General features: G+C 62.9%; 19 protein-coding genes. 5 read left to right on the forward strand and 14 right to left on the reverse strand.

The window, feature by feature from the left end; all coding sequences use genetic code 11:
* Positions 1–22: 22 nt before the first annotated feature.
* From ACOOE2_RS17040 to ACOOE2_RS17055, 4 genes are read left to right on the forward strand one after another with little or no spacing between them, the layout of a single operon-like run.
* Positions 23–2956 (forward strand): TonB-dependent receptor plug domain-containing protein, encoded by a 2934-nt coding sequence (locus ACOOE2_RS17040; RefSeq protein ID WP_420384174.1) that lies wholly within the window; start codon positions 23–25, stop codon positions 2954–2956.
* Complete coding sequence (locus tag ACOOE2_RS17045; protein ID WP_420384175.1) at positions 2953–3684, forward strand: SDR family oxidoreductase; 732 nt, start codon at positions 2953–2955, stop codon at positions 3682–3684. The genes ACOOE2_RS17040 and ACOOE2_RS17045 overlap by 4 nt, the downstream gene beginning before the upstream one ends.
* A 58-nt stretch (positions 3685–3742) precedes the next feature.
* Entirely contained in the window at positions 3743–4768 is a 1026-nt protein-coding gene (locus tag ACOOE2_RS17050) for a polysaccharide deacetylase family protein (RefSeq protein ID WP_420384176.1), read from the forward strand.
* A 38-nt stretch (positions 4769–4806) separates the two neighbouring features.
* Positions 4807–5562: a DeoR/GlpR family DNA-binding transcription regulator gene (locus ACOOE2_RS17055; protein ID WP_420384177.1), complete on the forward strand. Its 756-nt coding sequence runs from the start codon at positions 4807–4809 to the stop codon at positions 5560–5562.
* A 3-nt stretch (positions 5563–5565) separates the two neighbouring features.
* On the opposite strand, the gene ACOOE2_RS17060 is transcribed toward ACOOE2_RS17055, so the two are convergent.
* From ACOOE2_RS17060 to ACOOE2_RS17095, 8 genes are all read right to left on the reverse strand, one after another.
* Positions 5566–6516, reverse strand: coding sequence for a carbohydrate kinase family protein (locus ACOOE2_RS17060; RefSeq protein WP_420384178.1), 951 nt, complete (start codon positions 6514–6516; stop codon positions 5566–5568).
* On the reverse strand, positions 6497–7540 hold the full coding sequence (locus tag ACOOE2_RS17065) for an SIS domain-containing protein (protein ID WP_420384179.1): 1044 nt from the start codon (positions 7538–7540) through the stop codon (positions 6497–6499). The genes ACOOE2_RS17060 and ACOOE2_RS17065 overlap by 20 nt, the downstream gene beginning before the upstream one ends.
* The gene (locus tag ACOOE2_RS17070; RefSeq protein WP_420384180.1) at positions 7537–8535 is read right to left on the reverse strand and encodes a 2-hydroxyacid dehydrogenase; all 999 of its coding nucleotides are present in this window, start codon (positions 8533–8535) and stop codon (positions 7537–7539) included. The genes ACOOE2_RS17065 and ACOOE2_RS17070 overlap by 4 nt, the downstream gene beginning before the upstream one ends.
* 29 nt (positions 8536–8564) lie before the next feature.
* On the reverse strand, positions 8565–9629 hold the full coding sequence (locus ACOOE2_RS17075) for an ABC transporter ATP-binding protein (RefSeq protein ID WP_420384181.1): 1065 nt from the start codon (positions 9627–9629) through the stop codon (positions 8565–8567).
* 4 nt (positions 9630–9633) lie between these two features.
* Complete coding sequence (locus ACOOE2_RS17080) at positions 9634–10959, reverse strand: class II D-tagatose-bisphosphate aldolase non-catalytic subunit (protein WP_420384182.1); 1326 nt, start codon at positions 10957–10959, stop codon at positions 9634–9636.
* An 85-nt stretch (positions 10960–11044) separates the two neighbouring features.
* Positions 11045–11941 (reverse strand): carbohydrate ABC transporter permease, encoded by an 897-nt coding sequence (locus ACOOE2_RS17085; RefSeq protein WP_420384183.1) that lies wholly within the window; start codon positions 11939–11941, stop codon positions 11045–11047.
* Between the two features lie 2 nt (positions 11942–11943).
* Complete coding sequence (locus ACOOE2_RS17090; RefSeq protein ID WP_420384184.1) at positions 11944–12825, reverse strand: carbohydrate ABC transporter permease; 882 nt, start codon at positions 12823–12825, stop codon at positions 11944–11946.
* 45 nt (positions 12826–12870) lie between these two features.
* Positions 12871–14130: an ABC transporter substrate-binding protein gene (locus ACOOE2_RS17095; RefSeq protein ID WP_420384185.1), complete on the reverse strand. Its 1260-nt coding sequence runs from the start codon at positions 14128–14130 to the stop codon at positions 12871–12873.
* A 289-nt stretch (positions 14131–14419) separates the two neighbouring features.
* Between ACOOE2_RS17095 and ACOOE2_RS17100 the strand changes: the two genes are divergently transcribed.
* Entirely contained in the window at positions 14420–16684 is a 2265-nt protein-coding gene (locus tag ACOOE2_RS17100) for a glycoside hydrolase family 3 N-terminal domain-containing protein (protein WP_420384186.1), read from the forward strand.
* Between the two features lie 9 nt (positions 16685–16693).
* Here the strand turns inward: ACOOE2_RS17100 and ACOOE2_RS17105 are convergent, their stop codons facing one another.
* The 6 genes from ACOOE2_RS17105 to ACOOE2_RS17130 form a co-directional block, all read right to left on the reverse strand.
* Positions 16694–18124, reverse strand: a complete 1431-nt coding sequence (locus ACOOE2_RS17105) for an APC family permease (RefSeq protein ID WP_420384187.1) — start codon at positions 18122–18124, stop codon at positions 16694–16696.
* A 127-nt stretch (positions 18125–18251) separates the two neighbouring features.
* A complete protein-coding gene (locus ACOOE2_RS17110) occupies positions 18252–19199 on the reverse strand; it encodes an aspartyl/asparaginyl beta-hydroxylase domain-containing protein (protein ID WP_420384188.1) in 948 nt (315 codons plus the stop codon).
* 3 nt (positions 19200–19202) lie between these two features.
* Positions 19203–21122, reverse strand: a complete 1920-nt coding sequence (locus ACOOE2_RS17115) for a tetratricopeptide repeat-containing sulfotransferase family protein (RefSeq protein ID WP_420384189.1) — start codon at positions 21120–21122, stop codon at positions 19203–19205.
* Positions 21119–21748, reverse strand: coding sequence for an aspartyl/asparaginyl beta-hydroxylase domain-containing protein (locus ACOOE2_RS17120; RefSeq protein ID WP_420384190.1), 630 nt, complete (start codon positions 21746–21748; stop codon positions 21119–21121). The genes ACOOE2_RS17115 and ACOOE2_RS17120 overlap by 4 nt, the downstream gene beginning before the upstream one ends.
* A complete protein-coding gene (locus ACOOE2_RS17125; RefSeq protein WP_420384191.1) occupies positions 21745–22395 on the reverse strand; it encodes a sulfotransferase family 2 domain-containing protein in 651 nt (216 codons plus the stop codon). The genes ACOOE2_RS17120 and ACOOE2_RS17125 overlap by 4 nt, the downstream gene beginning before the upstream one ends.
* A gap of 39 nt (positions 22396–22434) precedes the next feature.
* Entirely contained in the window at positions 22435–25329 is a 2895-nt protein-coding gene (locus ACOOE2_RS17130) for a TonB-dependent receptor (RefSeq protein WP_420384192.1), read from the reverse strand.
* Positions 25330–25426: the final 97 nt, after the last annotated feature.

Consider the following 25426-nt stretch of genomic DNA (forward strand, 5'->3'; position numbering starts at 1 on the left):
CGCGAATAACAGGGGGAATTTGATGATGCTTACCAGGTGTTCGAAGGCCGTGCTGTTTGCCGGCGTTGCGTTGTTTCCCGTCATGGCGTGTGCTCAGAGCACAGACACCACTGTGCCGCCGGTGCCCCCGGCGGCGGCGGCCGCCGATTCTGCCCCTGCGAATACCGGAGAGATCGTCATTACAGGATCGCGTATCGCGCGGCCCGATTTCCAAGCACCGAACCCGATCATTTCGTTCAGTGCCGCAAACATCGAGCAGTCGGGCAATACCAACTTGACCAATTTTCTTCAGCGCGTTCCCGCGCTGACCGGGTCAAGCGACAGCACCGTCACTTCGGGCGGTAACGGCACATACAACAAATTCGGCACAACCGGGCTTAACGAGCTCAACTTGCGTAACCTGGGCACGAGTCGCACATTGGTGCTGGTCGACGGGCGACGGCATGTCGCTGGCGAACTCAACACTGCCGCGGTCGATATCAACACCATTCCGACCGATCTGATCCAGCGGGTCGATGTGCTGACCGGTGCAATATCAGCAGTTTATGGGGCCGACGGTGTGACAGGCGTGGTCAACTTCATTTTAAAACGCGATTTCGACGGGGTAAGCGGTCGCTTTCAGTCGGGTGTTTCGGATTATGGCGATGCGGGCAACCGCTTTATTTCGCTGGCCGCAGGCAAAAACTTCGCCGGCGGCAGGGGAAATATAACGCTGGCCTATGAATACAGCCGCGACGAAGCCGTCACCAATGACGAACGCCCATTCCTGCGATCCGATCAGCGCAAGTACCTGATTCCCAATGACGCCTACACCGGTCAGCCCAACGTGCCTCAGAACATTCTTGTCGGCGATTTGCGCTATGGCAATGAATCGCCGATCGGTGCGGTCTACATCGGCAATGAAACAACCCCCAGGTTCGACGGCTTGGGCCGCCCCTACGATAACGGCACAGCGGCGTCGTATTATCAGACTGGCGGGGTCAGCACCAAAGTAGCCGGATTTTACCAAGGCGACCTCTACCCCTTGATCGAACGCCATGATGTCAATCTGCTATCGCATTACGATTTTTCGGATGCGTTCAAGCTGTCGGTCGAAGGCACTTATGCGCAAAGCCATACCCGCAGCTTTGGTCAATACACGTCCACGTATGGCGGCTTTAACGGCACACAGCCTATTTCGATCAACAATCCCTTTGTTCCAGCAGTCATCCGCGATGCCGCGATTGCAAGCGGAGCGACCGGCGTGTTCGTTAACCGCGACAATATCGATTATGGCCGCCAGGGCGAAGACGATTTACGCAAGACCTATCGTGGAGTGATCGATGGATCGGGTCGCCTGTCCGACCACGCGACGTGGGACGCCTACTACGAATATGGCGAAACTGATGTGCGCATCACCAAACTCAATGACCGGCTGAACGCGCAGTATGCTCAAGCACTCGACGCGGTCCGCGACCCCGCCACCGGGCAGATCGTGTGTAACCCGGCAAATAATCCCGGCCCAGGTTGCGTTCCAATCAGCCTGTTTGGCCCCGGTCCCGCCACAGCGAAACAGTTAGCCTATTTCCTCGTAAACGATACCAGCACGGCCAAGATCACCCAACAAGTCGCCAGCGCAAGCATCAGCGGCGATTTCGGCCAGTACTTCAAATTGCCTGGCGGGCCGGTCAAATTCGCATTTGGCGGCGAGTATCGCCGCGAAACCAGTCAGTTCAATCCCAACCAGCGGCTGGTCGATGCCGTGTTTTTTTCGGGCGACGAACCCGTACCGGTTAGCCCGTCGAGCGGCAAGTTCGACGTGAAGGAAGCGTTTGGCGAACTTGATCTGCCTATTTTGAAGGATGTGCCGTTTGCCTATATCCTGTCGGTTGGCGCGGCCGGCAGATATTCGCATTATTCGACCAGCGGCAACACCACCACCTGGCAATTCAACGGCACCTATGCCCCGGTGCCGGCGATCACATTCCGTGGCAGTTATGGCAAGGCAGTGCGCGCGCCCAACATCGGTGAACTGTTTCAGCCGAAACTCGGCGATAACGCTTTCTTTACCGATCCATGTACGCCCGCACAGATCAAAAATGGCACCCAATACCGCATGGCAAATTGCACAGCTACGCTAGCTGCTGTTGGCGCGACGTCCCAAGCGTCATTGCAGACCGACCAGTTTGTGTTTGGCAGTTCGTCGGGCAATATCAATCTGAAACCCGAAACCGCGCGAACATGGACCGCCGGCGTGCTGGTGCGGCCTTCGTTCCTGCGCGGGTTTGTCGCCTCGTTCGACTGGTACAACATCAATCTTAAGGACGCCATTAACACTATCGACGCAAGCACCTTGGCGAGCCTGTGCGTCGATCAGCCCACCGTACCGAACCAGTATTGTAACCAGTTCACCCGCGCGCAGGGTACTGGCATTATCAACAATTACACGCGGGGACCTCTGAATGTCGCGCGATTCCAGACCGCCGGACTCGATGTCAATCTCGATTACGTCGTGCGCGCGGGGAATGCCGGCATGTTCGATCTCAGGCTGGTGGTTGGTTATCTAAACAAACTTGACATGGTGGGCATTCCCGGCGCGCCAGTGATAAACAGCGTCGATCAATCGTATGCACCACGCTGGACTGCCGATTTTTCGCCGACCTGGACGATCGGCCAGTTTGTTCTGAATTATAACCTGCGCTGGAAAGATGCCACGCTGGCCTATGATCGCAACACGCTTGCAGCCAGCCCGAACGTCGCGGCGCCCCAGTATCTGCGGTTTTCTGCGCTTTGGCAGCACGATATTCAGGCAAAGTTGCAGGTAAATAAAGACTTTTCATTTTATGGCGGCGTGACGAATTTTACCAATCAGAAGCCCGACCTTTATTCGTATACGACAAATATTCCGATCTCGCCGCTCGGCCGATATTTCTATGCCGGCGCCAAGTTCAATCTTGGGTCGTCGGCACGCAAATGAACGGGGCGCTGGTTATAACCGGCGGTTCGCGAGGGATCGGGGCAGCCTGCGCGCGACTGGGCGCGCAGGCGGGATGGCAGGTCTGCGTAGGATACAGGGCGGATCGGCAGTCGGCCGATGCGCTGGTGCGCGACATCGAACAGGCCGGCGGCCAGGCGCTTGCGGTGATGGGCGACGTGGCGCACGAGGATGACGTGCTGCAGCTGTTCGACCGGGCGGCGCAAGCGTTCGGGGCGATCGGCGGGCTGGTCAACAATGCCGGGATCCTGGCGCCGGCGGCGCGGCTGGTGGATATGGATCTGGCCCGGTGGAACGCGACGATCGCCACCAACCTGACGGGCGCATTCCTGTGCGCGCGCGAGGCGGTGCGGCGCATGGCGGCAGGCGGCGCCATCGTCAATGTCTCATCAATGGCGGCGGTGCTCGGCGCACCAGACGAATTCATCGATTATGCAGCATCGAAAGGTGGTATCGATGCGCTGACCGTCGGACTTGCCAAGGAAGTCGCTGCGCAAGGGATCCGCGTCAACGGCGTGCGGCCCGGGTTGATCGACACTGCGATCCACGCATCGAGCGGCGATCCGCAGCGCGCGTCGCGCCTGGCGCCGAACATTCCGATGCGGCGCACCGGCACGCCTGAGGAAGTTGCGCGAACGATCCTGTGGCTGCTGTCGGACGCGGCATCCTATTGCACCGGAATCATGGTCAATGTCAGTGGCGGACGCTGACCGAAAACGATTTTTTTCACATTGCCGGTATTGCGGCCCAAATGAGGACTGCCAAATCATGTCTGCCAATTCGCAAGTGATCCCGCTCGAAACGCTGATCGACAGCCTGATTGTCGATCCCGATCGCTTTGAAAAGGCCGAATACGCCGAGATGGGTGTGCCGATGTTCCTGATCGGCGAAGATCCGGCCCTCCCTGCGACAATCGATTCTGGGGCAGTCGATTCTGGGGCAGTCGATCCGCTGGCCCAACACTTTGCCGCTCTGGCGCGCGCGCTGGCCACGCGAAAGCCGATGCTTGATGGCGATGATGTGGCCATCTTGCTGGAACTGCTCGCCAGGCGCGATTTTCAACCGCACGGCCTGCCGGAACTGGTTACCGATGACTTTTCCCTGCCGGCGCAGGCGCCCCAGGTCATGCGTGAACTGGCCGAAGGGATGGCGCAATCGCGCGCGATCCGCCTGGTCAATTTTCATGCGACACCGCGCTATCGCGAGGCGGAATACCGCGAGCAGATCGCGGCGCTGGCGCGCGATTTCGAACCGATCACACCCGCCAATTTCGCCGATGCGTTCGGCGGAACGTGGAACCACGCGCGGCCGGGGGTCATGCCGGCGCTGTTCGAAGGCTATCGCGACAATCTCGATGTCGTGCTGCCGATCCTCGAGGAATTCGGGTTTACCGCGTGGTTTTTCATCCCCTCGGGCTTTTTGAACGTGCCGCCGCTCGAACAGCGCAAATACGCTGCGTGCCATACGCTGCATCTTCCGCTGATCGATGAATATCCGGGCGAACGGATCGCGCTGACCTGGGACGAGGCGCGCGACATCGTGCGGCGCGGCCATACCTTTGCCTGTCACACGCGCACGCACAACCTGGTCACACCTGATACGCCCCATGCCGTGCTCGAAGACGAAATCGCCGCGTCCAAAGCCGAAATGGAACGGGAACTGGGCATCGCGGTCGAAATCTTCTGCTGGCTCGAAGGCGCTGCGCTGGGTATCAACGCGCAAGCCGACGCCATGCTGCGCCAGTCGGGATACCGTTACCTGCTGTCCAATTTCAAGCTTCAGAAGCTGCAATAGCGACACGTGGGCGCGGCACTGGTCGAGGGAATGTTTGCGTGATCAAGGCAGAGCGGCACGATCTGATCATTGTCGAACTGGCCAAGCGCGGCGCGGTCGGCGTGCAGGATCTGGCCGAATTGCTCGATGTTTCGCAGGCGACGGTTCGCCGGGATATTGCCGAACTGAATGCAAACAACAGCCTGCTGCGTACCCACGGCGGCGCGGCGCTGGTCGATCGTCGGCGCGAAGTGCCCTACGATGCCAAGATCATGGCCTATCTTCCGGAAAAACGGCGGATCGGCACGCATGCCGCCTCGTTGCTGGAGCCGGAGATGACGATCGGCTGCGGCGGCGGCACGACGGTCATGCAGATGATCAATTCGATCAAGCGCCAGTCGTTGCGCGTGCTGACGACGGCGGTGAATGTCGCGCTGGAACTGCGCGATGCCGAACATGTCGATGTCTTCCTGACCGGGGGCATGATGCGCAAACGCACCACCGAAGTGGTCGGTCATATCTGCGAGCGCACGATCCGCGATTTCAATCTGGATGTGGCGGTGATCGGTGTCGACGGCATCGATCTGGACCGCGGCTATACGACATTCGACAGCGAGGAGGCCTATACCAACCGCGTGCTGATCGGGCAGGCGCGCGAAGTGTGGATTGTCGCCGACCATTCGAAACTCGATCAGATCTGTCCCGCCGTGATCGACGCGATCGGGGCGGCCGACCGGCTGATCACCGACAACGCCGCGCCAAAAGCGTTCGTGGACGCTTTGACCGAGCGGGGCGTGCACGTCACGACCGTGTGATTGTCAGGCTTCTGCCCGGGCAGCCAGAAACGCGCGCACCGCGTCGGCGTCGCTGACCCCACCGGTTCCGCCGATCGCCGCGACGGTCAGCGCCCCGCATGCGTTGCCGAATGCCAGCCGTTCATTCGCCGCTGCGCCGTGCAGCATCGCGGCGAGGTATCCGGCATTGAACGAATCGCCGGCGCCGGTCGTATCGACGGCCTTCGCGCGAAACCCTGCGTGGCGCCGAAGTCCCGCACGATCGGCATGCACCGCGCCATCGGCTCCGCGCTTCAAGACCACGGCACCGACGCCGCAATCGAGCAGGCGTGCCATGCCGGCCTCAACTTCGCCTGTCCCGGCCAGATGCTCGAATTCGAGTTCGTTGGGAAACAGGATGCTGGTGTGCGCCAGCGTTTCACGCAGATCATCCGACAGCCATTGCTCCTGCGGATCCCAACCGGTGTCGAGCGAGGTCGTGAGACCAAGCGCGCGTGCCATGGCAAACAGCCGCGCCAGCTGGGGCCGCAACTGATCCTGCAAAAAGAACGACCCCACATGCACGTGCCGGGCGCAGGCCAGCAGGCCCTCGTCGATACCGTCTGCAGGATTCAGCGTCATCGTGCCCTTGCATGTCAGCAACAGGCGGTCGGCGGGGTAAGGCAGGCAGACAGTCAGCCCGGTCGGCAGCGCCGGATGCGTGCGCACCCATTCGACATCGACATGGTTGGCCACGAGGGCCGCGCGGCAAAACCGGCCGTAATCATCATCGCCAACCCACGCGCTCATCGCGGTTGTGAGCCCGAGACGCTGCATCAGCACGCAGGCAATCGCGGTCGAACTGCCCAGCGTCAGCAGATAGGCGCCAAATTCCTGTTCGGTGCCGAGCCGCGGCTGGTCTGCCTGCAGGCCCGCCAGCACCAGATCCGGATTGAGTTCGCCAATGGCGAGAACATCAAACCGTGGCAGGCTCAAGGATCACCACCTTGTTCAGCTTTTCAGGCGCATCGGGGTTCTTGCCGCAGCGCATGGCCGTCTCGTAGGCCAGGATCTGCAACGGCAGCAGGCTGATCACACTGGCCTGCCCGTCATCGAGCGCGGCGGGTGCCGGCACGACCATGTCGGCCACATCGGCATAGCGGGCGGCATCGGGCCCCACCACCAGCAGCGTGACGCCAAGCGCCTTCATGTCGCGCGCCAGCGACAGGCCAAGGCGGGCGTCAGGCAGCGCAAACAGCGTCAACAGCGTGTTCTGGTCGGCGGTCGCCTTGGGACCGTGGCGATATTCGAGCGAATGATAGGCTTCGCTGGTAAAGATCGCCATTTCCTGCGCCTTCAGGCCCGCCTCGAGCGCGAGCGGATAATTCGCCCCGGAGGCCAGGCAGACGAACCGGTCGAACGCGCGGCGCCGGGCCAGGTCGCGCAGTGGCCCGGCCTGGCGGGCGAGCAAGTCGCGTCCGGCGGCGGGCAGCGTGCGCAGCGCAGCGCGATCGTCTGCCGATCCGAACAGGTATTGCAGGGCCAGCAACATGCCGGTGAACGAGCGCAGCATGACCAGCCCGTCCTCGAACCCTTCGCCGATCAGGAACGGCAGGTCGGCGATCTGCAGCAGCGAGGACCCGGCCGAGCAGCTGATGCCCAGCACGAACGCGCCCACCGCCTGAAATGCCTCGACCGCCAGAACGAGTTCGCTGGATTCGCCCGAGCGCGAAAATGCCACCACAAGCCGTTTGCGACCCGGCGCAATCGCAACCTGATGCGTATCCAGCATCACTTCGCACGACGGCACCGCGCGCGCCGCAATGCCGTGGCGCCGGCTGACCCAGTCGGCAGCGGCCAGGGCCAGATAATACGACGTGCCCGAGCCCACCATCACCACTTCGTCGAACGCATCGAGCGAAACGGCCGGCAGGTCGTGCCCCGCGTCCAGCCGCGCGAGCAGGCGCTCCCAGGCATCGGGCTGCGAGGTAAGTTCGCTCCAGGTAATCTGACCGGTCATTGCATGAGTCCTGATGTGAATGCGGCGGGATTGACTGCATCTGGCGGGCACTGGCCCGACAGCGCTGTCAGCGCGTTGTTGACGGCGCGCACGGCCGCGTTGACCTTTGCCGAATTGGCAAGGCCAGCCTGGTGCGGGGTAAGCACGACATTGGGCAGGTCGAACAGGCGGCTGGCGTGCAAGGGTTCGACATCGAACACGTCGAGCCCGGCCCCCGCGATCCGGCGCTCGGCCAGCGCGTCGAACAAGGCATCCTCGTCGATCAGTTCGCCGCGCGCGATGTTGATCAGATAGGCATGCGGCTGCATCAGTGCGAGCTCGCGGGCGCCGATCATCTGCCGGGTGGCATCCGACAGCGATGCATAGATGCTGACGACGTCGGCGCGCGCCAGCGCTTCGTCGAGCCCGACATATTCGATGCCGTATTCCGCGCCGAATACCATGTCGGGCGTGCGGGTATGGACGAGGATCTTCATCCCGAACGCCGCCGCACGCCGCACTGCCGCCTTGCCGATCATGCCCAGGCCCAGCACCGCCAGCGTCGCGCCATACAGATCGAGGCTGGACTGCGTATCGGCGGCCCACCGCCCGGCCCGGATCGCCCGGTCCCCTTCGAGAATCCGCCGGGTCACGGCAAGCATCAGGCCGATCGAGAATTCGGCGCATTGCTCGGCATTGACGCCTTTGACATTGGTGACCGTGATGCCGCGCCGCGTCGCTTCGCCAAGGTCGATGTTGTCGGACCCCGACGTGTGCAGCGCAATCACTTTGGCCCGGCGCGCCAGCGACAGGGCATGCGCATCGGTGTTCATCACCCGGCCCATGACGATCGCATCCGCACCGGCCAGATCGCCCAGACCCTGCGCGACGATCTCGGGAAAGCCGACAAGCGCATCGATATATTCGACATCGTGGCCGCATTGCGCCAGCGCCGCCACTGCGGGCTGCAAATCGCGCAAGCTGTCGGACACCACGAGGATTTTCTTGTTGCGCACGGTTTGCCCCATGGGAACTGGTGGATCGATCAGGCGGTGATGCGCTGACCGGCGGCGTCGAAGTACAGCTGCCGGCCCGGGACCGGGCGCAGCCGGATAGGATCGCCGGGCCCGAGCGCAAGCCGCACACGCGTGACGATCGTGATCGTTGCGCCGGCAAGCTCTGCCATGATCACCGTCTCTGCGCCAGTCGGCTCCAGCGCGAGCACGCGCGCGCAAATGCCGTCTTCGCCATCGGTCACAACATCGATATGGTCGGGTCGCACGCCGACAGTCAGCCGGGCGCCGGGCTCGGGCACCAGCGCCGGATCGACCGGCAGCACCGACCCGTCATCGAGCACAAGTGCATGGTCGCGCCATGACCCGGTGATCAGATTCATCGCGGGCGAGCCGATGAACGTCGCAACGAAGGTGTTGGCGGGACGATCGTATAGATCGAGCGGCGCGCCGACCTGTTCGATCGATCCGTCGCGCAGCACCACGATCGTATCGGCCATGGTCATCGCCTCGACCTGGTCGTGCGTGACATAAACGGTGGTGACACCAAGCCGGCGGTGCAACTGCCGCAATTCGGCGCGCACCTGCACGCGCAGCGCCGCATCGAGGTTGGACAGCGGCTCGTCGAACAGGAACACCGCCGGATCGCGCACGATGGCCCGGCCGGTGGCCACGCGCTGACGCTGACCGCCCGACAGTTGCCGGGGATAGCGGTCGAGCAGTGCGCCAAGGTTCAGCGATGCCGCCGCTTCGCTGACGCGCTGGTGGATCTCGGCCTTTTTCCACCCGCGCAGCTTCAGCGCGAAACCGAGGTTTTCCCGGACCGTCATGTGCGGATACAGCGCGTAGCTTTGAAAGACCATCGCGATGTCGCGGTGCTTTGGCGGCACGTCGTTGACCACCCGGTCGCCGATTTCGATCGTACCCGATGATATCGTTTCAAGCCCGGCGATCATCCGCAGCAGTGTCGACTTGCCACTGCCCGATGGTCCCACCAGCGCGACGAATTCGCCGTGCGCAATGGCCAGCGTGACATCGCGGATGATCGCAACGTCGCCGAACGCCTTGGACAGGTTGCGCATTTGGACAGAGGCCATGGCCCTACCGCGCCCCGACGGTGTCGCTGCGGGCATGCACGCCGCAGGCATCGGCATAAGGCGCCAACGCCAGCCGGACGTGCGCGCGGCACAGCGCGTCTGCGGTTGCCGCCACCGTGCCGTCGGCAACCGCGCCGGCATGCTGGGGCAGATATTGGCTGATCAGCGGCAGCGGCAAGGGCAGCCCGTCGCAAAATCCGGTCAGCGCGGCAACCGCGCTCGCAACCGTCAGGTCGGTCCAGTAATATCGCACCCGGTCCGAAAAACTGAAATGCCGCAGATAGCGTTGCTGCGCCGGGCCGCCGGCATAATGGCTGATCCAGTGCGCCGGATCGGCCAGCATCGCGCTTTCCACCGCCGTGCGCACGCTGAACCGCGCATCCCAGCCGGGCAGCTCGCGCGCGATGCATTCCAGCGCATAGATCGCCTCGCGCAGCGCGAATGTCGCGGCGGGGCCGACCTTGAGAATGGCAAAGTGCATCTGCACCAGCGCGCGGAAACTGTCGGCATCCTGATAATCGGTCGAATGCGCTTCGAACACCGCGCCGCCAAGCGCGGACACGGTTCCGGCCAGATCCGCCGCATCGCCGGGAACGAACCGCACCACGTCCTCGTTGCCGAAATCGAGCCCGGGCTGCACCACGATCGCCACGACCCGCGCAAAGACATCGCCGAGCCCGGCATCGGCGAACGCCTGGTCATGGACACGCCAGGTCGTCATGACGCTGGCGGGCGCAGTGGGCACGATCGCGTGCCCTTCGCCCATGCCGCCGGGCGCGGGCACTTCGGTACCGATGATGTACACCGGGCGCGCCGCGTCCGGATCGAGCGCCGCTTCGGCCGCATGCGCCATCCGCGCCGCGCGCGCCGCGATCACGGCATCGCCCAGCGGTTCGGCATCATCGGCGCAGGCCATCGAACAGTCGAGATGCAACTTGGTATAGCCGGCCCGCGCATAAGCCTCGATCATCGCGATCGCCTGCGCCATGGCGGCCTCGGCCGGCAGCGCGCGCCAGGGTTGCGGGCCCAGGTGATCGCCGCCGAGCACCAGCCGGTCGCCGGGCAGCCCGATTTCGGCCGCGGTCGCGCGCACGCCTTGCGCGAATTGCTCGGGCGTCATGCCGGTATAGCCGCCATGCTGGTTGACCTGGTTACAAGTCGCTTCGATCACCGCCACCTGGTCGCGATCGCGGGCCAGTTCGAGTGCTGCGCGGATCACTTGCGGGTGCGCGCTGCACACCGAGACCACACCTTGCTGTTCGCCCGCACGGTTGCGCTCGAAAATTGTCTGGAGCGGGCTCCGCGTGGCCTGGGCGGCGTTCATCTGCATGGCGGTCATCCTAAAACGAACCAGCCGTTCGCGCAATGTCGAACATTATTTTGCTCGCTTTTGCACATTTGGCGATCCGCATGCGTCAACCCTTGACCGCGCCCGCTGTCAGCCCGCGGATGTAATACCGCTGCAACAACAGGAACACCGCCATGACCGGCACGATCGACACGCACACTGCGGCCTGTTGCAGCGAGAATGTCGACTGGTCGATGAACGCGCCGCGCAACAGATAGATGCCGACCGGAATGGTCTGCAGCGCGGGCGCGCTGCGCGACACGGTCATCGTCCAGATCACTTCGTTCCAATGATAGATGAACACGAAGATGCCAAGCGTTGCGAGCCCGGGGCGGACCAGCGGGAGGACGATCGTGACGAAAATGCGGAATTCCCCGGCGCCGTCCATCCGCGCCGCGTCGATGATTTCATCAGGCACGGTCATGAACGACTGTCGCATCAGGAAAATACCGTACCAGCTCACCGCAAAGGGCAGGATCATCGCCGCATAGGAATTGAGCAGGCCGAACCCGCCCTGGCCGAACAGATCGTTGCCGCCGGCCAGCGGTACGAACCGCAACAGGAAAAAGATCGGGATGATCAGCAGGAAGAACGGAAACATCTGCGCGCCGAGCACGGCCTTGAGCAATGTCTGCGACCCGAAGAAGCGATATTTGGCCAGCGCGTAGCCCGCCATCGCACTGGTGACCATCTGCAGCGTTGTGATCAGGACCGTGACGACGATGCTGTTGATCAGCCACATCATCATCGGCAATTCGGTGAAGACACGCACGAAATTGTGCCACTGCGGATCATGCGGCCAATAGGTCATCGGCTGGGTCAGCCGTTCCGCCGGCGTGCGCAGCGCGCCCAGGAACATGTCGAAAAACGGAAACACCATGATCGCGCCGCCAAGGCCGAGCACAGCGTATTTGCACGCGGCGGCGATGATCGCGCCGGTGTTGCGGTGGGTGGTTTGCGTCACGATCAATGGGACTCCAGGCCGCCGCGCCGCAGCAGGCGCAATTGCACCAGGCTGACCGCGAAAATGATGGCAAACAGGATATAGGCCGCCGCCGATGCGCGCCCCAGCCGCAAATCGGTAAAGGCCATGTCGTACAGATAGAGCCCGGTGACCATCGTCGATCGCGCCGGACCGCCTTCGGTCAGGATCAGGATCAGCACGAACGAACTGAGCGCGGTGATCAGGCTGGTGATCAGCACGAACAGGATTGTCGGGCGCAGCAGCGGGATCGTGACGTGCCAGAACAGCTGGACCGGATTGGCGCCATCGAGCTGGGCCGCTTCGTAATAGGATTCGTCGATTTCGTTGAGCCCGGTCAGGAACACCAGCACATTCTGCCCGACCGACATCCATGACGCGACCAGGATGACCGAGATCATCGCCATCGACGGCGTGGTCAGCCAGTTCGGACCGGGCAGTCCCAGCAGATCCAGCGTCCGGTTGAGCAGGCCCGATGTGTCATTGAGAATGTACCACCAGATATAGGCGACGGCGACGATATTGGTGACCATCGGCAGCCAGTAGACCGTGCGCCAGAAAGCCTCGTACCGGCTGCGGCTGATCATCGCGGCAATCACCAGCGCCGCAGGAACGCCGACGATTACCGAACCCGCGGCGAAATAGAACGTGATGCCGATCGAGGTGAGGAAGAACCGGTCGCGGCCGAGCAGGTACGTGTAATTGTGCAGCCCGACCCATTTCGGCGTGGAAACCGCGTCCCAGTCGGTAAAGCTGATGCCGGCGGCAAACCCCAGCGGAACCACGAAAAAGATGAGCGCAAAAATGAACACCGGCGCCAGAAAGATATACGGCGCAACGCGTTTCGATGACAGCCAGTCGCCCATCTCAGCCCCTTTGCAAACGTCGGAACGACCCAAGCCGGGGCGCGATCATGGCTGTTCCGCCAGGATCGCAGTGATATCCTGGTCTGCTGCAGCGAGCGCGGCGGCCGGAGTCAGGCGGCCGGACAGCGCCTGCTGGATTTCGAATTTCAGCTGGCGATCGACTTCATCGGCATGCCACAGATTGGGCTGGCTGACAGCGCCGGGGGAATCGAGTGCCTTTACGAATTGCTGGCTGAACGGATCGGCAATGGCGGCGCGCATCGCCGCCATGTCGGTCCGGTTTCCGGTCAGGTCGCCCATGCCGGACAGCATCGTTGCGGTGCACGACATCGCGCCGTTTGCGCGCGGGCTGTTGAGCCAGCGCAACAGATCCCACGACGCGCGCTTGTGCGTGCTGGCCGCATCCACCCCCCAGAAGAACGCATACAGCATCGTGCCGCCCGGCCCGTCGGACGGGATCGGCGCCACGCCCACAGTCTCGGAAAAGCGCGGCCCGAGCGAGGCCTGCAGCGTGTCCTTCATCCAGTTCGCCATGATCGCCATGCCGACAGATCCGCCGGCGAAATCGACCGATTGCACCGAATAGCTGCTGATCCCGCGCTTGAACAAATCGACCTGGCGGGTCAGCACCGCGACCGCTGCGGGCGAGCGCAAATTGGTGTGCCGCATATCGGCGGTATAGGGCCGCGCGCCGGCCGCATACAATTCGGCATAGAACGCGTGCGTGATCATCGCCCCCGACAGATCGGTGGCATACCCGGCGGTCAGGATATTGCCCTGCCGGTTCTTCTTGGTGATCGCAGCCGCCATCGCCGTCATTTCGGCCGGAGTCCTGGGCGGTGCGGACAGGCCCGCGGCGGCAAACAGCTTCTTGTTATAAACCAGCTGATAGATGCTGACACCGGTCGGTATGCCCCACAGGCGCCCGCTGATCGTTGCCGCACCGATTGTTGCCGGCGTATAATTGGCGCGGACAAACCGGTCGATATCGGCAGGCGGCGCATCGAGCGCATGGGTGCCGATCAATTGCGGCGCCCAGATCGAATAGAGGTTGTAGATATCCACCGGCGACTTGCCGGCCCGTGCCACCATCACGGTCTGGAAAAAATCCTGGTACGACACCTGCTGATAATCGATGCGGATGCCCGGATGCTGCGCCTCGTACTGGCGAAAACACGCCTGCAGCGGCCGAATCTGCTGGCTGTTGTAATGCGCGGCAATGCGGATCGTGGTCACTGGCGGCGCGGCCACGGTCGGGATCGAAGCGGCGCACGCAAACGCGGCGAGCACGCCTGTCCTGACCATCGTTCGTTTCGCCACAGCACCCCCGGGGTTTGCGCGCAGACGCCAGGGGCGGGCGCGATTAGTGATCACAAGTCAACACGGGTTGATTGTCAAGCGTCCAGGCGCAGCAACCGCCCGGCTCTTGCCCATGCAAAGCCGCAAGCAGCGCTTTTCCGGCCCTGTTGCCGTTTTATACCTGCAACAAAAGGTGCAGGCAACGACCAGCGATGCGCTGGTCGTTGCCCGGGTTTGGCGGTATGGGATCACACATTGGCCCGGCGCATCTGCACCGGCGAAAGGGGCAGGGCGCATGCACAGCGGCGGGCACACACGGCGAATGTTGCTGAAAGGCGTATCGGCTGGCGCGCTGCTGTCCGCGCTGTCGCCAGCGGCTGCGCGTATCCGGATGACCGGTTCCGCGCGGATCGAGGCCCTGATCGCCGGCATGTCCCTGGCTGAAAAAGCCGGGCAACTGAGCATTTATTCCGACCCGGTGCGCGCGTATGGCGCGGTCGTCAATCCGGGCGTGGTCACGCAAGGACTGACCGAGATCAAGGCCAGGATCGCGCGCGGCGAAATGGTCGGGTTGTTCAACGGCGTGGGCGTGGCGCTGGGCCGAGCGTTGCAAAAGGTCGCAGTGGAACAGTCGCGCACGGGTATTCCGCTGATATTCGCGGCCGACGTGATCCACGGTTGCCGGACGATCTTTCCCATCCCGCTGGGCGAAGCTGCCAGTTTCGATCTGGACCTGGCCGAACGAACGGCCCGCGCCGCCGCGCTCGAGGCCAGCGCGCTGGGTGTGCACTGGACATTCGCGCCGATGGTCGATGTCGCGCGCGACGAGCGCTGGGGGCGCGTCGCCGAAGGCGCTGGCGAGGATCCGTGGCTGGGCGAAATGTTCGCCCGGGCGCGTGTGCGGGGCTTTCAGGGCACCGATCTGCGCGACCCGACCCGTGTGCTGGCCTGCCCCAAGCACTTTGCCGCATACGGCGCAGTCCAGGGCGGGATGGAATACAACACGGCAGACATCTCGGACACGACGCTGTGGCAGGTCCATCTGCCGCCATTCAAGGCCGCCTTCGGCGCGGGCGCCCTGTCGACCATGGCCAGCTTCAACGATATTGCCGGCGTGCCCTCGACGGCCAATCACCACCTCCTGACCGAAATCCTGCGCGACGAATGGGGGTTCAAGGGCGTGGTCGTATCCGACTACACCTCGGAACAGGAAGTCGTCGCCCACGGCTATGCCGCCGACGAGCGCGACGCGGTGGTCAAGTCGCTGACCGCCGGGTGCGACATTTCGATGCAGAGCGGGTTGTATTACAAGCACTTACCCGAACTGGTCCAGTCCGGGCAAGTGCCGATCGCCGTCGTCGATCGTGCTGTGCGGCGCGTGCTGGAGGTCAAGCAGGCGCTGGGGCTGTTTGAAAACCCCTACCGGTCGCTCGATCCGGCGCGCCAGGTCAACGACATCCGCCGGCCCGAGACTGTCGCGCTGGCGCGCGAAGCGGGTCGCAAGTCCGTCGTTTTGCTCAGGAACGAAGGCAACCTGTTGCCGCTGGCCAAAACCGCAACCATCGCGCTGATCGGCCCGGCCATAAGCGACCGTGCCGATTTGCCGGGGCCTTGGGCGGTCTTTCCCGATGTCGCGTCACACGTCACGATCGAGGAGGGTTTTCGCGCCGCGATGGGCAGCCATGGCGCTTTGCATGTCGCACGGGGCTGCGACTACGAGGCGCCGATCGAAGGTGGCATTGCCAGCGCCGTGGCCGCGGCCATGGCGTGCGATGTGGTCGTGCTGGTCGCAGGCGAAAGCGCCGGCATGTCGGGTGAGGCGCAGGCGCGGGTCGATATCGGAATTCCGCCGGCGCAACTCGCGCTGGCCGAAGCGATCGCGGCAACCGGCAAGCCGCTGGTCGTGGTGTTGCGCCATGGGCGTGCGCTGGCGCTGACTGGCGCGGTCCGCAATGCGCCGGCAATCCTGGCATCATGGTTTCTCGGCTCGGAAACCGGGCATGCGCTGGCCGATCTGGTGTTTGGCGACGCTGCGCCGCAAGGCCGCCTGCCGGTCAGCTTTCCGCAAAGTTCGGGGCAGGAGCCGTTTTACTACAACCACCGCAGCACCGGGCGCCCGCAGACCAGCGACGAAAAAGACTACAAGGCGCGCTACCGCGAAGTGACCAATGCCCCGCTCTATCCGTTCGGCCACGGGTTGACGTATGCGGCGGTCGTCTATGGCGAGACCATGGCCAAAGGTCCGCTGGTGCGGGACGGCCGCATGATCGTGTGGGCGACCGTCGCCAACACCGGTAACCGGCCCTGTCATGAAGTCGCCCAGCTTTACCTTCATGCCCGCGTGGCGAGCGTGACGCAGCCGGTGCGCGTGCTGCGCGGCATCCGCCACCTCGATCTGGCGCCCGGGCAAGTGGTGACCGTCAGCTTCGATGTCACCGAGGCAGACCTTGCCTATGTCCATCAGGACTTGCGCAGTTTTGCCGATCCGGGATTGTTCGACGTCTGGATTGCGCCATCGGCGCAGGGCGGCACGTCCGCGACGTTCGCCATGACGGATTGAGGCACGCCCCTATTCCATCGTCGGTGCCCAACCCCCTGGCCGCCGCCGCAGATGGACAGAATACCAGATCGCGGCAAGCGCCGCGAGCGCGCCCATGATGACCAGACTAGGCCGGCCGGCATCGGGATCGGCCAGATCCGCCACAGCCATGGCAACAACCAGCAGCAGGCCGAGCAACGGAGCCAGCGGGAACCATGCCGATCGCCAATAGCCGGGCAGCGCGGTCAAGCCGCGCGCACGACCAAACAGCACGGCAAGGCAGACAAGACTGAACGTATAGACCACGCCGCCCGCCAGAAACACCAGCAGGATATGCGTTGGCGCCAGGCAGCACAGCACGGCATAGCCGGTTACCACCAGCGTGGCGCCGCGCGGCGCACCCGACCCGCCATGCACGCTGCCCAGCACCCGGTTTGCACCCTGTGTCAGCACGCCGTCGCGACCAAGGCTGAAGAACAGGCGCGCGCACCACATGATCTGGACGATCAACGCGTTGAACAGGGCCAGCGCCACGCCCAGGTCGACAGCGCGGGCCAGGCCGCGCCCCGCGACCCGCGCCACAAAAGCCGTAAATGGCGTCGGGCTTTGCAACAGCGCCGGCAAATCGTGCGCAGTCAGGGCAACCATGATCACCGGTATCACGATAGTCGCCGCCCCGATCAGACAGGCCAGGATGATGACCCTCCCCATCCGGCGATGCGGATCCTGCAATTCCTCGCCAAAACCGATCGCCTGGTTTCCGCCGACAGTGCCATAGATCGCATTGATCAGCGATGAGGCCAGTGCCGCCAGAGTAACCGGCACCAGCGCCGCACCAGCCCCCGACCCCGCCGGAAGCACAAGCGGGACCGCGACAATCGCATCCAGGCCACGCATCGGCTGGCTTAGCCCGCACAGGATCAGGACTACCACCACCAGCATTTCCACCGCCAGAAACATGCCCGTGACCAGTGCACTGGAACGCACTGCCAACAGCGCGATCATCGTCGTTGCCGCCAGCGCCGCCATGGTTATCGCCATATGCGACACACCCGGGACCAGATCCTGCACATACGTCGCTGTGACCTGCGCCTCGAACGCGACCGACGGGCCCGAAATGACCGCCCATATCGCCAATGAGACAAACCCGGCACAAGGCCCGAGAATGGCGGCAACCCCGATGTAATCGCCCCCCGCATACGGGTAGGCAGACCCCAGTTCGGCATAGACCACGGCCCAGATCACCGCTGCAACCATTGCCACCATGAACAGGGCCGCCGCGGCGCTGCCGGCATGCTGCAGGATATCGGCACCGATCCCGTAAATGCTGAACGCCGGAGACAGGCACGACAGCGTCAGCATCAGCACGCCGAAGGTCGACAAGCTGCGGCGCAAGTGCCGTGTGGGCTTCAAAGCGCCGGGCGCGGCATCGCAGGTCGGCACCGGGCTGTTGTCTGTCATGACGGCAGGCCTATCAGCCACACACCGCCAGATCGAGCGGGATTTTATCAAAGGCGCGGCCGTGGCCCTGCGCGAAACGGCGCACAGCCGTCTCGCCCGGTACCCTCGCCGCTTTCCGTGCGATCTATCAATCCGATCCGGAATCAAATTTGACCAGGTGGTCTAGCACGCGTTTCTCCAGAACAAGCATTGCACTCGCGCTGTTCGTCCGCATGATGATCCCGTCCGCAAGCTCGGGTGCCTGCTGGCGCAATGCATCGGCCAATCGCATGAATTCCGTGCGCGATTGCCCGTCTGTGCCATGCAGGGCGCAAAGCTGGCGCCAGTCCTGAACGAAGCTTTCGAGCATCGCGTCGAATTGTTCGAGTTGCGCCGCAGCAGCGTGATCGGCCAGCGACAGTTCTGCTCGCAAGTCGTCGATCAGCAATTCCACTTCGGCGGCCGACATCACCGGCTGGCGTTGTTCGCGCTCGGTCAGCAGCCGGGCGTTGGCGTCCTGGCGCCACGGTACCATCGGCCATTGCGCGCGGGGCGGTTTTGGTCCGCAGCTGAAATTCCAGAACGCGGCCGTGCCGGTCGTGTCGGCAACCAGATGGATGCGCGCCATGCTCGACGGGTTTTCCACCTTGTGAGGCCGCCAGTTGTCAAAGATCCACGCTTCGCCCGCCGCCATGTGCACGTCTTCGCTGTCACAGTGAAAGCGCACCTGCGGACTGGTAAACACGGGAATGTGCAGCCGTACGCGCTTGTGCCAGTGATGATTGATATCCGCGTGCAACGGCACTCCCGATCCGGGCGCCAGGCGCATAAGCCGCGATCGGCTCCACACGACGCCAAATCCGGCGAGAACCTGGCGCATGTAGGGCATCGCGTTCAGCCAGGGGGTCGGCAGCATCTGTCCGTGGTGCGCATCGGTTTCTGCGCCTCCAACGGTGATCAGACGCGCTGCGCTGTTGCCGGTGACACCGTCGGGATGCGCCGCCCAGGCCGCATCGGGCAGGCCCGCGACTTCGGCCTGCAACCGCGCGGCGTCGAACAGCACCGGGAGTTGGTAAAATGGACGGGACAATTGCATCGATCAGGTCCTGTACCGGATAAGCGCATCACCCAACACATCGTGCAGCGGCGCCAGCCATTGCGCATAGTGCTGCCATTGCCCCAGTCCATCGCGGTCGATGGGTTGGCGCACCTGTTCGGAACTGGGCGTGCGCACACTGCGCTGCGTCTGGTGAAAGCGCAGGCAGGCAGGCTCGAACGCCAGGCGGCAATGCGCCAGGATCAGCCGCGCGCTGGCGTCAAGATCGTCGACAAGATCTTCATAGTGCAGGGTCAGCACGCGCCCGGGCAAAGTGGCATGCCAATGCTCCATCATGGCGAGGTACGCCCGATAATGGCGTCCGATGTCTTCGAGCCCATACGCAAACTCCTGATTGGCCCCGCCAAACAACTGCTTCAGATTGCTGAAACAGCAAGCCATTGGTTCGCGGCGCACGTCGATGATCGTCGCATTCGGCACGATCAGGTGGATCAGGCCGATGTGCCAGACATTGTTGGGCATCTTGTCGATGAAGCGCGGCCGCCCCAAACGCCTGTAAGTGCGGGTTTCATCGATGAACCGCTCGCCCAGCGCGCTGATGTCCGCTCGCGAAACCTGCGCTACGGCGTCCGGGTGAAGTGGCAGCCCGCATGCCGGGTCCTGGCCGCATAGCCCTGTAACAATGTGCCCGATCTCGGTCAGTTCCTGCGTGCCTTCGACTTGCGAATGCGACGCGATTATCTGTTCGACCAGAGTCGAGCCCGATCGCGGCAGGCCAACGATGAAGATCGGCGCCGGATCGGCATGGCCCCACTCGCTACGATCGGCAAACAGCGCGGCGGTATACGTCTGTTCAAGTCGCTTTTCGCCAGCCTCGGCCGCCTCCGGGCGATAACGCACGGTCTGGTGGCGCAGTGCATTGCCCTGCGCATAATGCTGCCACGACCGCGCATAGGCGGCGCGATCTTCCATCGCCTTGCCCAGCGCAAACGCCAGATAGATGCGATCGAGATCCTGAAGATCGTCGGCCGCTTGCGCGCGTTCGATCGCGGCAATATCCTCGTCGCCAAAGCGCCAGGTCTTCAGATTGGCCAGGCTGAACCACGCCACGCCATAGCCCGGTCGCGCCTCGATCGCGGCCCGATAATCGGCGATCGCCTCGTCCAGCCGGCCCGCGATCCGCAGGGCATTGCCGCGCCACAAGCGCAATTCGGCGATTTCGGTTGCGGATTCACCCGCCCCGGTCAGCAGTTGGCCGTAGATATCGATCACCGGCTCGTAATTGCCCAGTCCGACACACGCCGCCGCATATTGCTTCAGATACGCGCGATTGCCGGGTTCCCGGGTCAGCAACGCCGCCGCTTCCTGCCCTGCGCGAGCGTACCTCTGCCGGTGCAGCAAGACCATCACGTAATCGAGACGCGCATCGTGATAATCGGGCGCAAACCCAAGCGCGCGTTCCAGCAGAACTTCCGCTTCGTCGGTCGAATCGCGTTCCTGACAGATGCGCGCCAGCAGGCGCAAAGCGCCCACATTGGCCGCATCCCTGTCCAGATAATCGCGCAACACATCCTCGGCCAGCACGCGATCGCCGTCCGCGTAAAGGCTGTTTGCCACGACGATTTCAGTGGGCAGGTTTTGCAGCATTGCCAGATTGCGCGCCGAAGCCGCCGCCTGCACGGCGTCCCCCTGCATGCGGTACAGCTGTTCCAGCATATGCCAGCTTGCGGGCAAAGTCGGGTTGATGCGCACCGCTTGCTGCAAAGTTTCGATCGCGGCGGGCGCATTGCCCGACAGCGCATGACAATGGCCCAGTTCGTGATACCATCGGCTGAAGCCGGGATATTGCGCCTTCATCCCGGCCAGCACCGCCAGCGCTTCGGGCAGGCGGCCGAGCGCGCGCAAGTCCTTGGCTTGCTGCAATGCCGCCTCGCGCTGGCCAAAGTCGCCGGGCGGTGTCACCGGACCCCGCCGCTGCGCAAAAACGGCTCCAGCCAAGGCGGATCCGGCTGGTCGGCATCGTAATATTCAAAGACCAGATGAATGCGATCGTGCGGCCCCGTATTGCGGACCCAGTGCGGACCCAGGTTGTTCACCTCCACCGCCTCGCCCACCGGGAAATGGTGCTGCTCACCGCCGAAAAAGCACGTCACCCCGGGATTGGTGAAAAGCGGAATGTGGATCTTGTGCGGCCATTTGGCGGCCGGGTTGGCGTCGACATGCTGGTGGATCACGCCGCCGGGCGGCATTTTTGCCAGCATGACGCGCGGATATACACCGCGCGCATAGCCATAGGGGGCGACCGCCTGCGCCAACACCGGCTCCAGCGTGCTGCGCCAGCCGGGCCACGCCGGGCGATCGTGCGCGCGGCGCCAGTCACGCGGGCCGTCGATGAAGCGAAAGACGATGTGCCGCGTGTCGTCCAGCGCATCGAACTTGTTCGGCTTGGCAGCGTTTTCGGCGTGCCAGACGGATTCGGGGATCGCCGCCACTGCACCCGACAGCACGGTGGCATCGACCGGTCCGAGCTTGCGGATCGTCGTGGTCTTGCGCGGGTTGGCGGCAGGTGTTGCAGGGCCGGCGATCATCGCATCCCTTCAAAGGTATAGCCGAACAGGTCCAGGTCGATCGCGTACCGCGCGGCGACACCGTCGATCAGCATCTGGTCGTAATACGTCCGATAATCGCCGCGGCTGGTGCCGTTGACCCGGCCCAGCGGTCGCGCCGGGATGCCGATCCGCGCGCACAGCGCGTCATACGATGCCTGCATGTCTTCGACCCGGCCGATCGCGTCGGTCAACAGCGTCGTGCCATCGTCGTCCACCAGCAGCGCGGCCTGCGGCTGAAACAGCACGTGGCCCTCTGGCGGATCGCGAAACAGGAAGTGGCGCATGACTTCGCGCGGCTGTTGCTGAAACGCATCGCCGCCGCGCAGCATGAACGCGCAATAAGAGACGAACCGGTCGAACGGATTGCGCACGAATGCGAATTTGAAAAACCGGTCGAACGTGTCTGCTCCCACGAACGGCCGGATCTGGCGCAGCGCCAGGTGGCCATGCTGGATCGCGGCCAGATCGGCCCAGGGAAAGCGCTTGTTCACGAACAGGCCGACCTGTTCGAGATCGTCATCGCCCAGATGCTCGCGCAACGCCTGGCGCACCGCATGGGTGCCGGTCTTGGGCACGGCGGCAAAGATGAAGCAGTGGCTGTGCGAGACGATCATGCGTGGGAACATACCAATCGCCCCCTTCCGCCGGAAGGGGGCGTGCAGAAGTCAGAACTTGTAGCTGAGGCCGGCCAGATACGTCGCGCCGCTGCGGGTCTGGTTGTACAGATAGTGCGGCTGGCCCCAGAACTGCGTGTTGCTCTGGTTGGTCAGGTTGATGCCGTCGAGCGTGAACTGGAATTTGGGCGTGATATTCCAGAACGCTGCAGCATCGATATAGGTCGATCCAAAATAGCCCTGTGTGCCGGCACTCAGCGGAGCGTCGTTGTGGCCGTTATAATAGAGACTGCGGTGGTTCAGGGCGACGCGCGCGCCCCATATCTTGGTTTCGTAATAGAGCGTGGCGTTGAAGCTGGTCGGCGAAATTCCGGTGATCGCAGAGTTGGCGTGTACATACGTGAAGTTGGCAAGCGCACCCAATTTGTCGAACGGCTTGGGCAGGAAACTGAACTGTGATTGCGCCGCCAGTTCGATTCCGGTCACGGGCTTGATCCCGGACTGGTTGAGCGGCTCGTCGAATTCGTAGACATTCGTGGTCGGCGTTACGCCCTTGATCGAACTGAGCGGCAGCCCGGTCTGGCTGAAGGGGATGTTGAACACCGGCACGGTGTCGAAGAAATTGCTGATCCATTTCTGGAACACGCCTGCCGACAGCAGGCCGATCTTGCCGAAATAGTATTCCACGGCGAAATCCAGAGTGGTGTCCTTGAACGGTTTCAGGTTGGGATTGCCGCGCGAAGCCGAAATCTTGGCGTTTGCAGCGACAGTGCCGTCGTCATTGTATTGGTCGGCCGAAGCCGATCCCTGCGCCGCGAGCGACGACAGCGGCGGGCGATTGAGATTTTGCGTGGCGGCAAAACGCACCAGCAGTTCGGGAGACATCTCCACCACCGCATTCAGCGCCGGCAAGACCCCCGAATAATGCCCTTTCACATCGGATGTGCCGAGATAGGCATAGCTGTTGCCCTGGATCCAGCCCTGGCTTTCGGTCCGCGTGTCATAACCGCGCAACCCGACATTGCCGCGAACGTGTTTGCCGAACAGCGTGGTGTCCCAGTCAAGCTGGGCATAGCCGGCAAATGTGCCCTCCTTGATCGTGAACACCTGCTCGATATCCTGGATCGCGCCGCCGGTGCCATCGGCCTTGGGCCCGAGCCGGTGATATTCGTTGAACGCGGCGAACGTCTTGTCGAAATCACCGACCAGCCACGATCCCGATGCATTGCTATAGACATCGGTCAGGCCGGTTGCCGGCTTCCCGCGCATTTCGCCGTTGGTGCCGTTGACGTTGCCGTCATAAAAGTAATTGGCGCCGCTCTGCGTAAAGCGGTGATAGGCGGCCCCTGCGCGAATGGTGAACACCGGATCGACGGTGTAATGCAGGTTTACCGTGCCTTCATACAACTTCGATTCGTTGTAGAACGAGCGATAATAGAAATCGTCGAGGGTATAGATCGAGGGATCGGTCAGGTTCGTGCCCGGGTAACTGAATGATGCCGACTGGCCGGTCGGACCGTAATTGGCGACCAGATTGCCCTTGGCGCGCATGTACAGCTTGTCATCGTAGGGCGTATCGTACTTCGACATTTCGGCGCCGATATGGCCATCGATCTTGAATTTGTCCGAGACGTCCCACTTGTAGGTCAGCGCACCCTGGTTGAAATTGTTCTTGTTGAGTTCGCGGCGGTGTTCGCTGCCGAAAGTCACGTTGCTGACATTGGTTGACGTGGCATAACCATTGTTGTCGAACGTAACGTCGTTGACCACCGAAGACGTCTGGTAGGCCGCAGGCCATCCCGAGCCGGCAGGCGTATCCAACGTGGTCGAACCCGCACCCTCGATCGGTCGCGTAGCGAAGTGATATTCGTCGCGGTGGGTGGTGAACTGGCTGTGCAGCAAATCAAGCGTCAGCAACAGATTGTCGGCCGGACGCCACTGCACAGCACCGGTCAGGCCGAGGCGTTCCTGCCGCGCGTCCCACGAGGACAGGCGATTTCCGTCCGCAAAATACGTCGGACTATTCAGAAATTGGGCCTGCTTCGCCGCACTCAGGTGCGAAATATCGAGGCCGGCAGCGACTAGATCCTGAGCATCATGAATGTTCCTAGTGGGATCCATTGGGTCGTTATAGTAGTCCAATTTTGTATAGTTATACGTGTCATGGCCCTCTTCGGTGGTCCGGCGCTTGCTATATGTCGCCGACACCGTGATCCCGAACGTGTTGTTCCAGTTCTGACTGAACAGGCCGACCAGGCGTGGCTGCGCGTCCTTGGTATACTGGTTGGTACCCAGCTTGGCCGACACGACGGCTTTGGTTCCGGAAGCGTAATCGAACGGTTTGCCGGTGAACAGCCCGACCGTTCCGGCCATGCCGCCCTCTTGCTGTGCCGCCTCATAGGTCTTTTCGATTTGCGCCTTGGAAAACAGTTCGGAGGCAAAGATGTTGAAGTCGAACGAGCGGTCGCGGCTGCGCTGGCCACGGCTGTCCTGCGCCGAATCGACGTTGCCGAGCACTTCCATGCCGTTGAGCTGAACACGGGCAAAATCCGGGCCCAAACCGCGCAGTGAAATGCGCCGGCCCTCGCCCGCTTCACGCGTGATCTGCACGCCGGGCAGGCGCTGCAACGATTCGGCCAGGTTCAGTTCCGGAAATTTCGCCATGTCTTCGGCGACGATCACGTCGAGTTCGATATTCGACAGTTTCTTGAGCCGGCGCGCCTCTTGCAGCGAACGCTGAAACCCGGTGACGACGATGCGTTCCGGATCAGGCTCGGCAGCGGTCTGGGCTTGCGCCGGATCGGGCGCGGCCGCAGCCTGGCCCGGCTCGGTCGCCGCCTGCGCGAAGGCAACCGTGGGCGCTGCGGCAACCAGCACCGCCACCGTCGACAACAAAAGGGACTTGAAGTTCGGGCGCGCGGCCTCGACAAAATAGTGCATCATCATAAGGGCCCCCGCCTATCTGGTCTGAACCAGTTTGTTTAAGCAGGTTGCCGCGACTCTCTTGTTACATTAGGCGAAATTTCGGGACAAATCCGTCGAT

Source organism: Novosphingobium sp. (assembly GCF_965214355.1).
Lineage (GTDB): Bacteria > Pseudomonadota > Alphaproteobacteria > Sphingomonadales > Sphingomonadaceae > Novosphingobium.

Excerpts from the sequence above, each read along its gene's own strand:
- ACOOE2_RS17040 (WP_420384174.1), top strand. The coding sequence starts at position 23 with ATGATGCTTACCAGGTGTTCGAAGGCCGTGCTGTTTGCCGGCGTTGCG.
- ACOOE2_RS17045 (WP_420384175.1), top strand. The coding sequence starts at position 2,953 with ATGAACGGGGCGCTGGTTATAACCGGCGGTTCGCGAGGGATCGGGGCA.
- ACOOE2_RS17050 (WP_420384176.1), top strand. The coding sequence starts at position 3,743 with ATGTCTGCCAATTCGCAAGTGATCCCGCTCGAAACGCTGATCGACAGC.
- ACOOE2_RS17065 (WP_420384179.1), bottom strand. The coding sequence starts at position 7,540 with ATGACCGGTCAGATTACCTGGAGCGAACTTACCTCGCAGCCCGATGCC.
- ACOOE2_RS17075 (WP_420384181.1), bottom strand. The coding sequence starts at position 9,629 with ATGGCCTCTGTCCAAATGCGCAACCTGTCCAAGGCGTTCGGCGACGTT.
- ACOOE2_RS17080 (WP_420384182.1), bottom strand. The coding sequence starts at position 10,959 with ATGCAGATGAACGCCGCCCAGGCCACGCGGAGCCCGCTCCAGACAATT.
- ACOOE2_RS17090 (WP_420384184.1), bottom strand. The coding sequence starts at position 12,825 with ATGGGCGACTGGCTGTCATCGAAACGCGTTGCGCCGTATATCTTTCTG.
- ACOOE2_RS17095 (WP_420384185.1), bottom strand. The coding sequence starts at position 14,130 with ATGGTCAGGACAGGCGTGCTCGCCGCGTTTGCGTGCGCCGCTTCGATC.
- ACOOE2_RS17100 (WP_420384186.1), top strand. The coding sequence starts at position 14,420 with ATGCACAGCGGCGGGCACACACGGCGAATGTTGCTGAAAGGCGTATCG.
- ACOOE2_RS17105 (WP_420384187.1), bottom strand. The coding sequence starts at position 18,124 with ATGACAGACAACAGCCCGGTGCCGACCTGCGATGCCGCGCCCGGCGCT.
- ACOOE2_RS17110 (WP_420384188.1), bottom strand. The coding sequence starts at position 19,199 with ATGCAATTGTCCCGTCCATTTTACCAACTCCCGGTGCTGTTCGACGCC.
- ACOOE2_RS17120 (WP_420384190.1), bottom strand. The coding sequence starts at position 21,748 with ATGATCGCCGGCCCTGCAACACCTGCCGCCAACCCGCGCAAGACCACG.
- ACOOE2_RS17125 (WP_420384191.1), bottom strand. The coding sequence starts at position 22,395 with ATGTTCCCACGCATGATCGTCTCGCACAGCCACTGCTTCATCTTTGCC.
- ACOOE2_RS17130 (WP_420384192.1), bottom strand. The coding sequence starts at position 25,329 with ATGATGATGCACTATTTTGTCGAGGCCGCGCGCCCGAACTTCAAGTCC.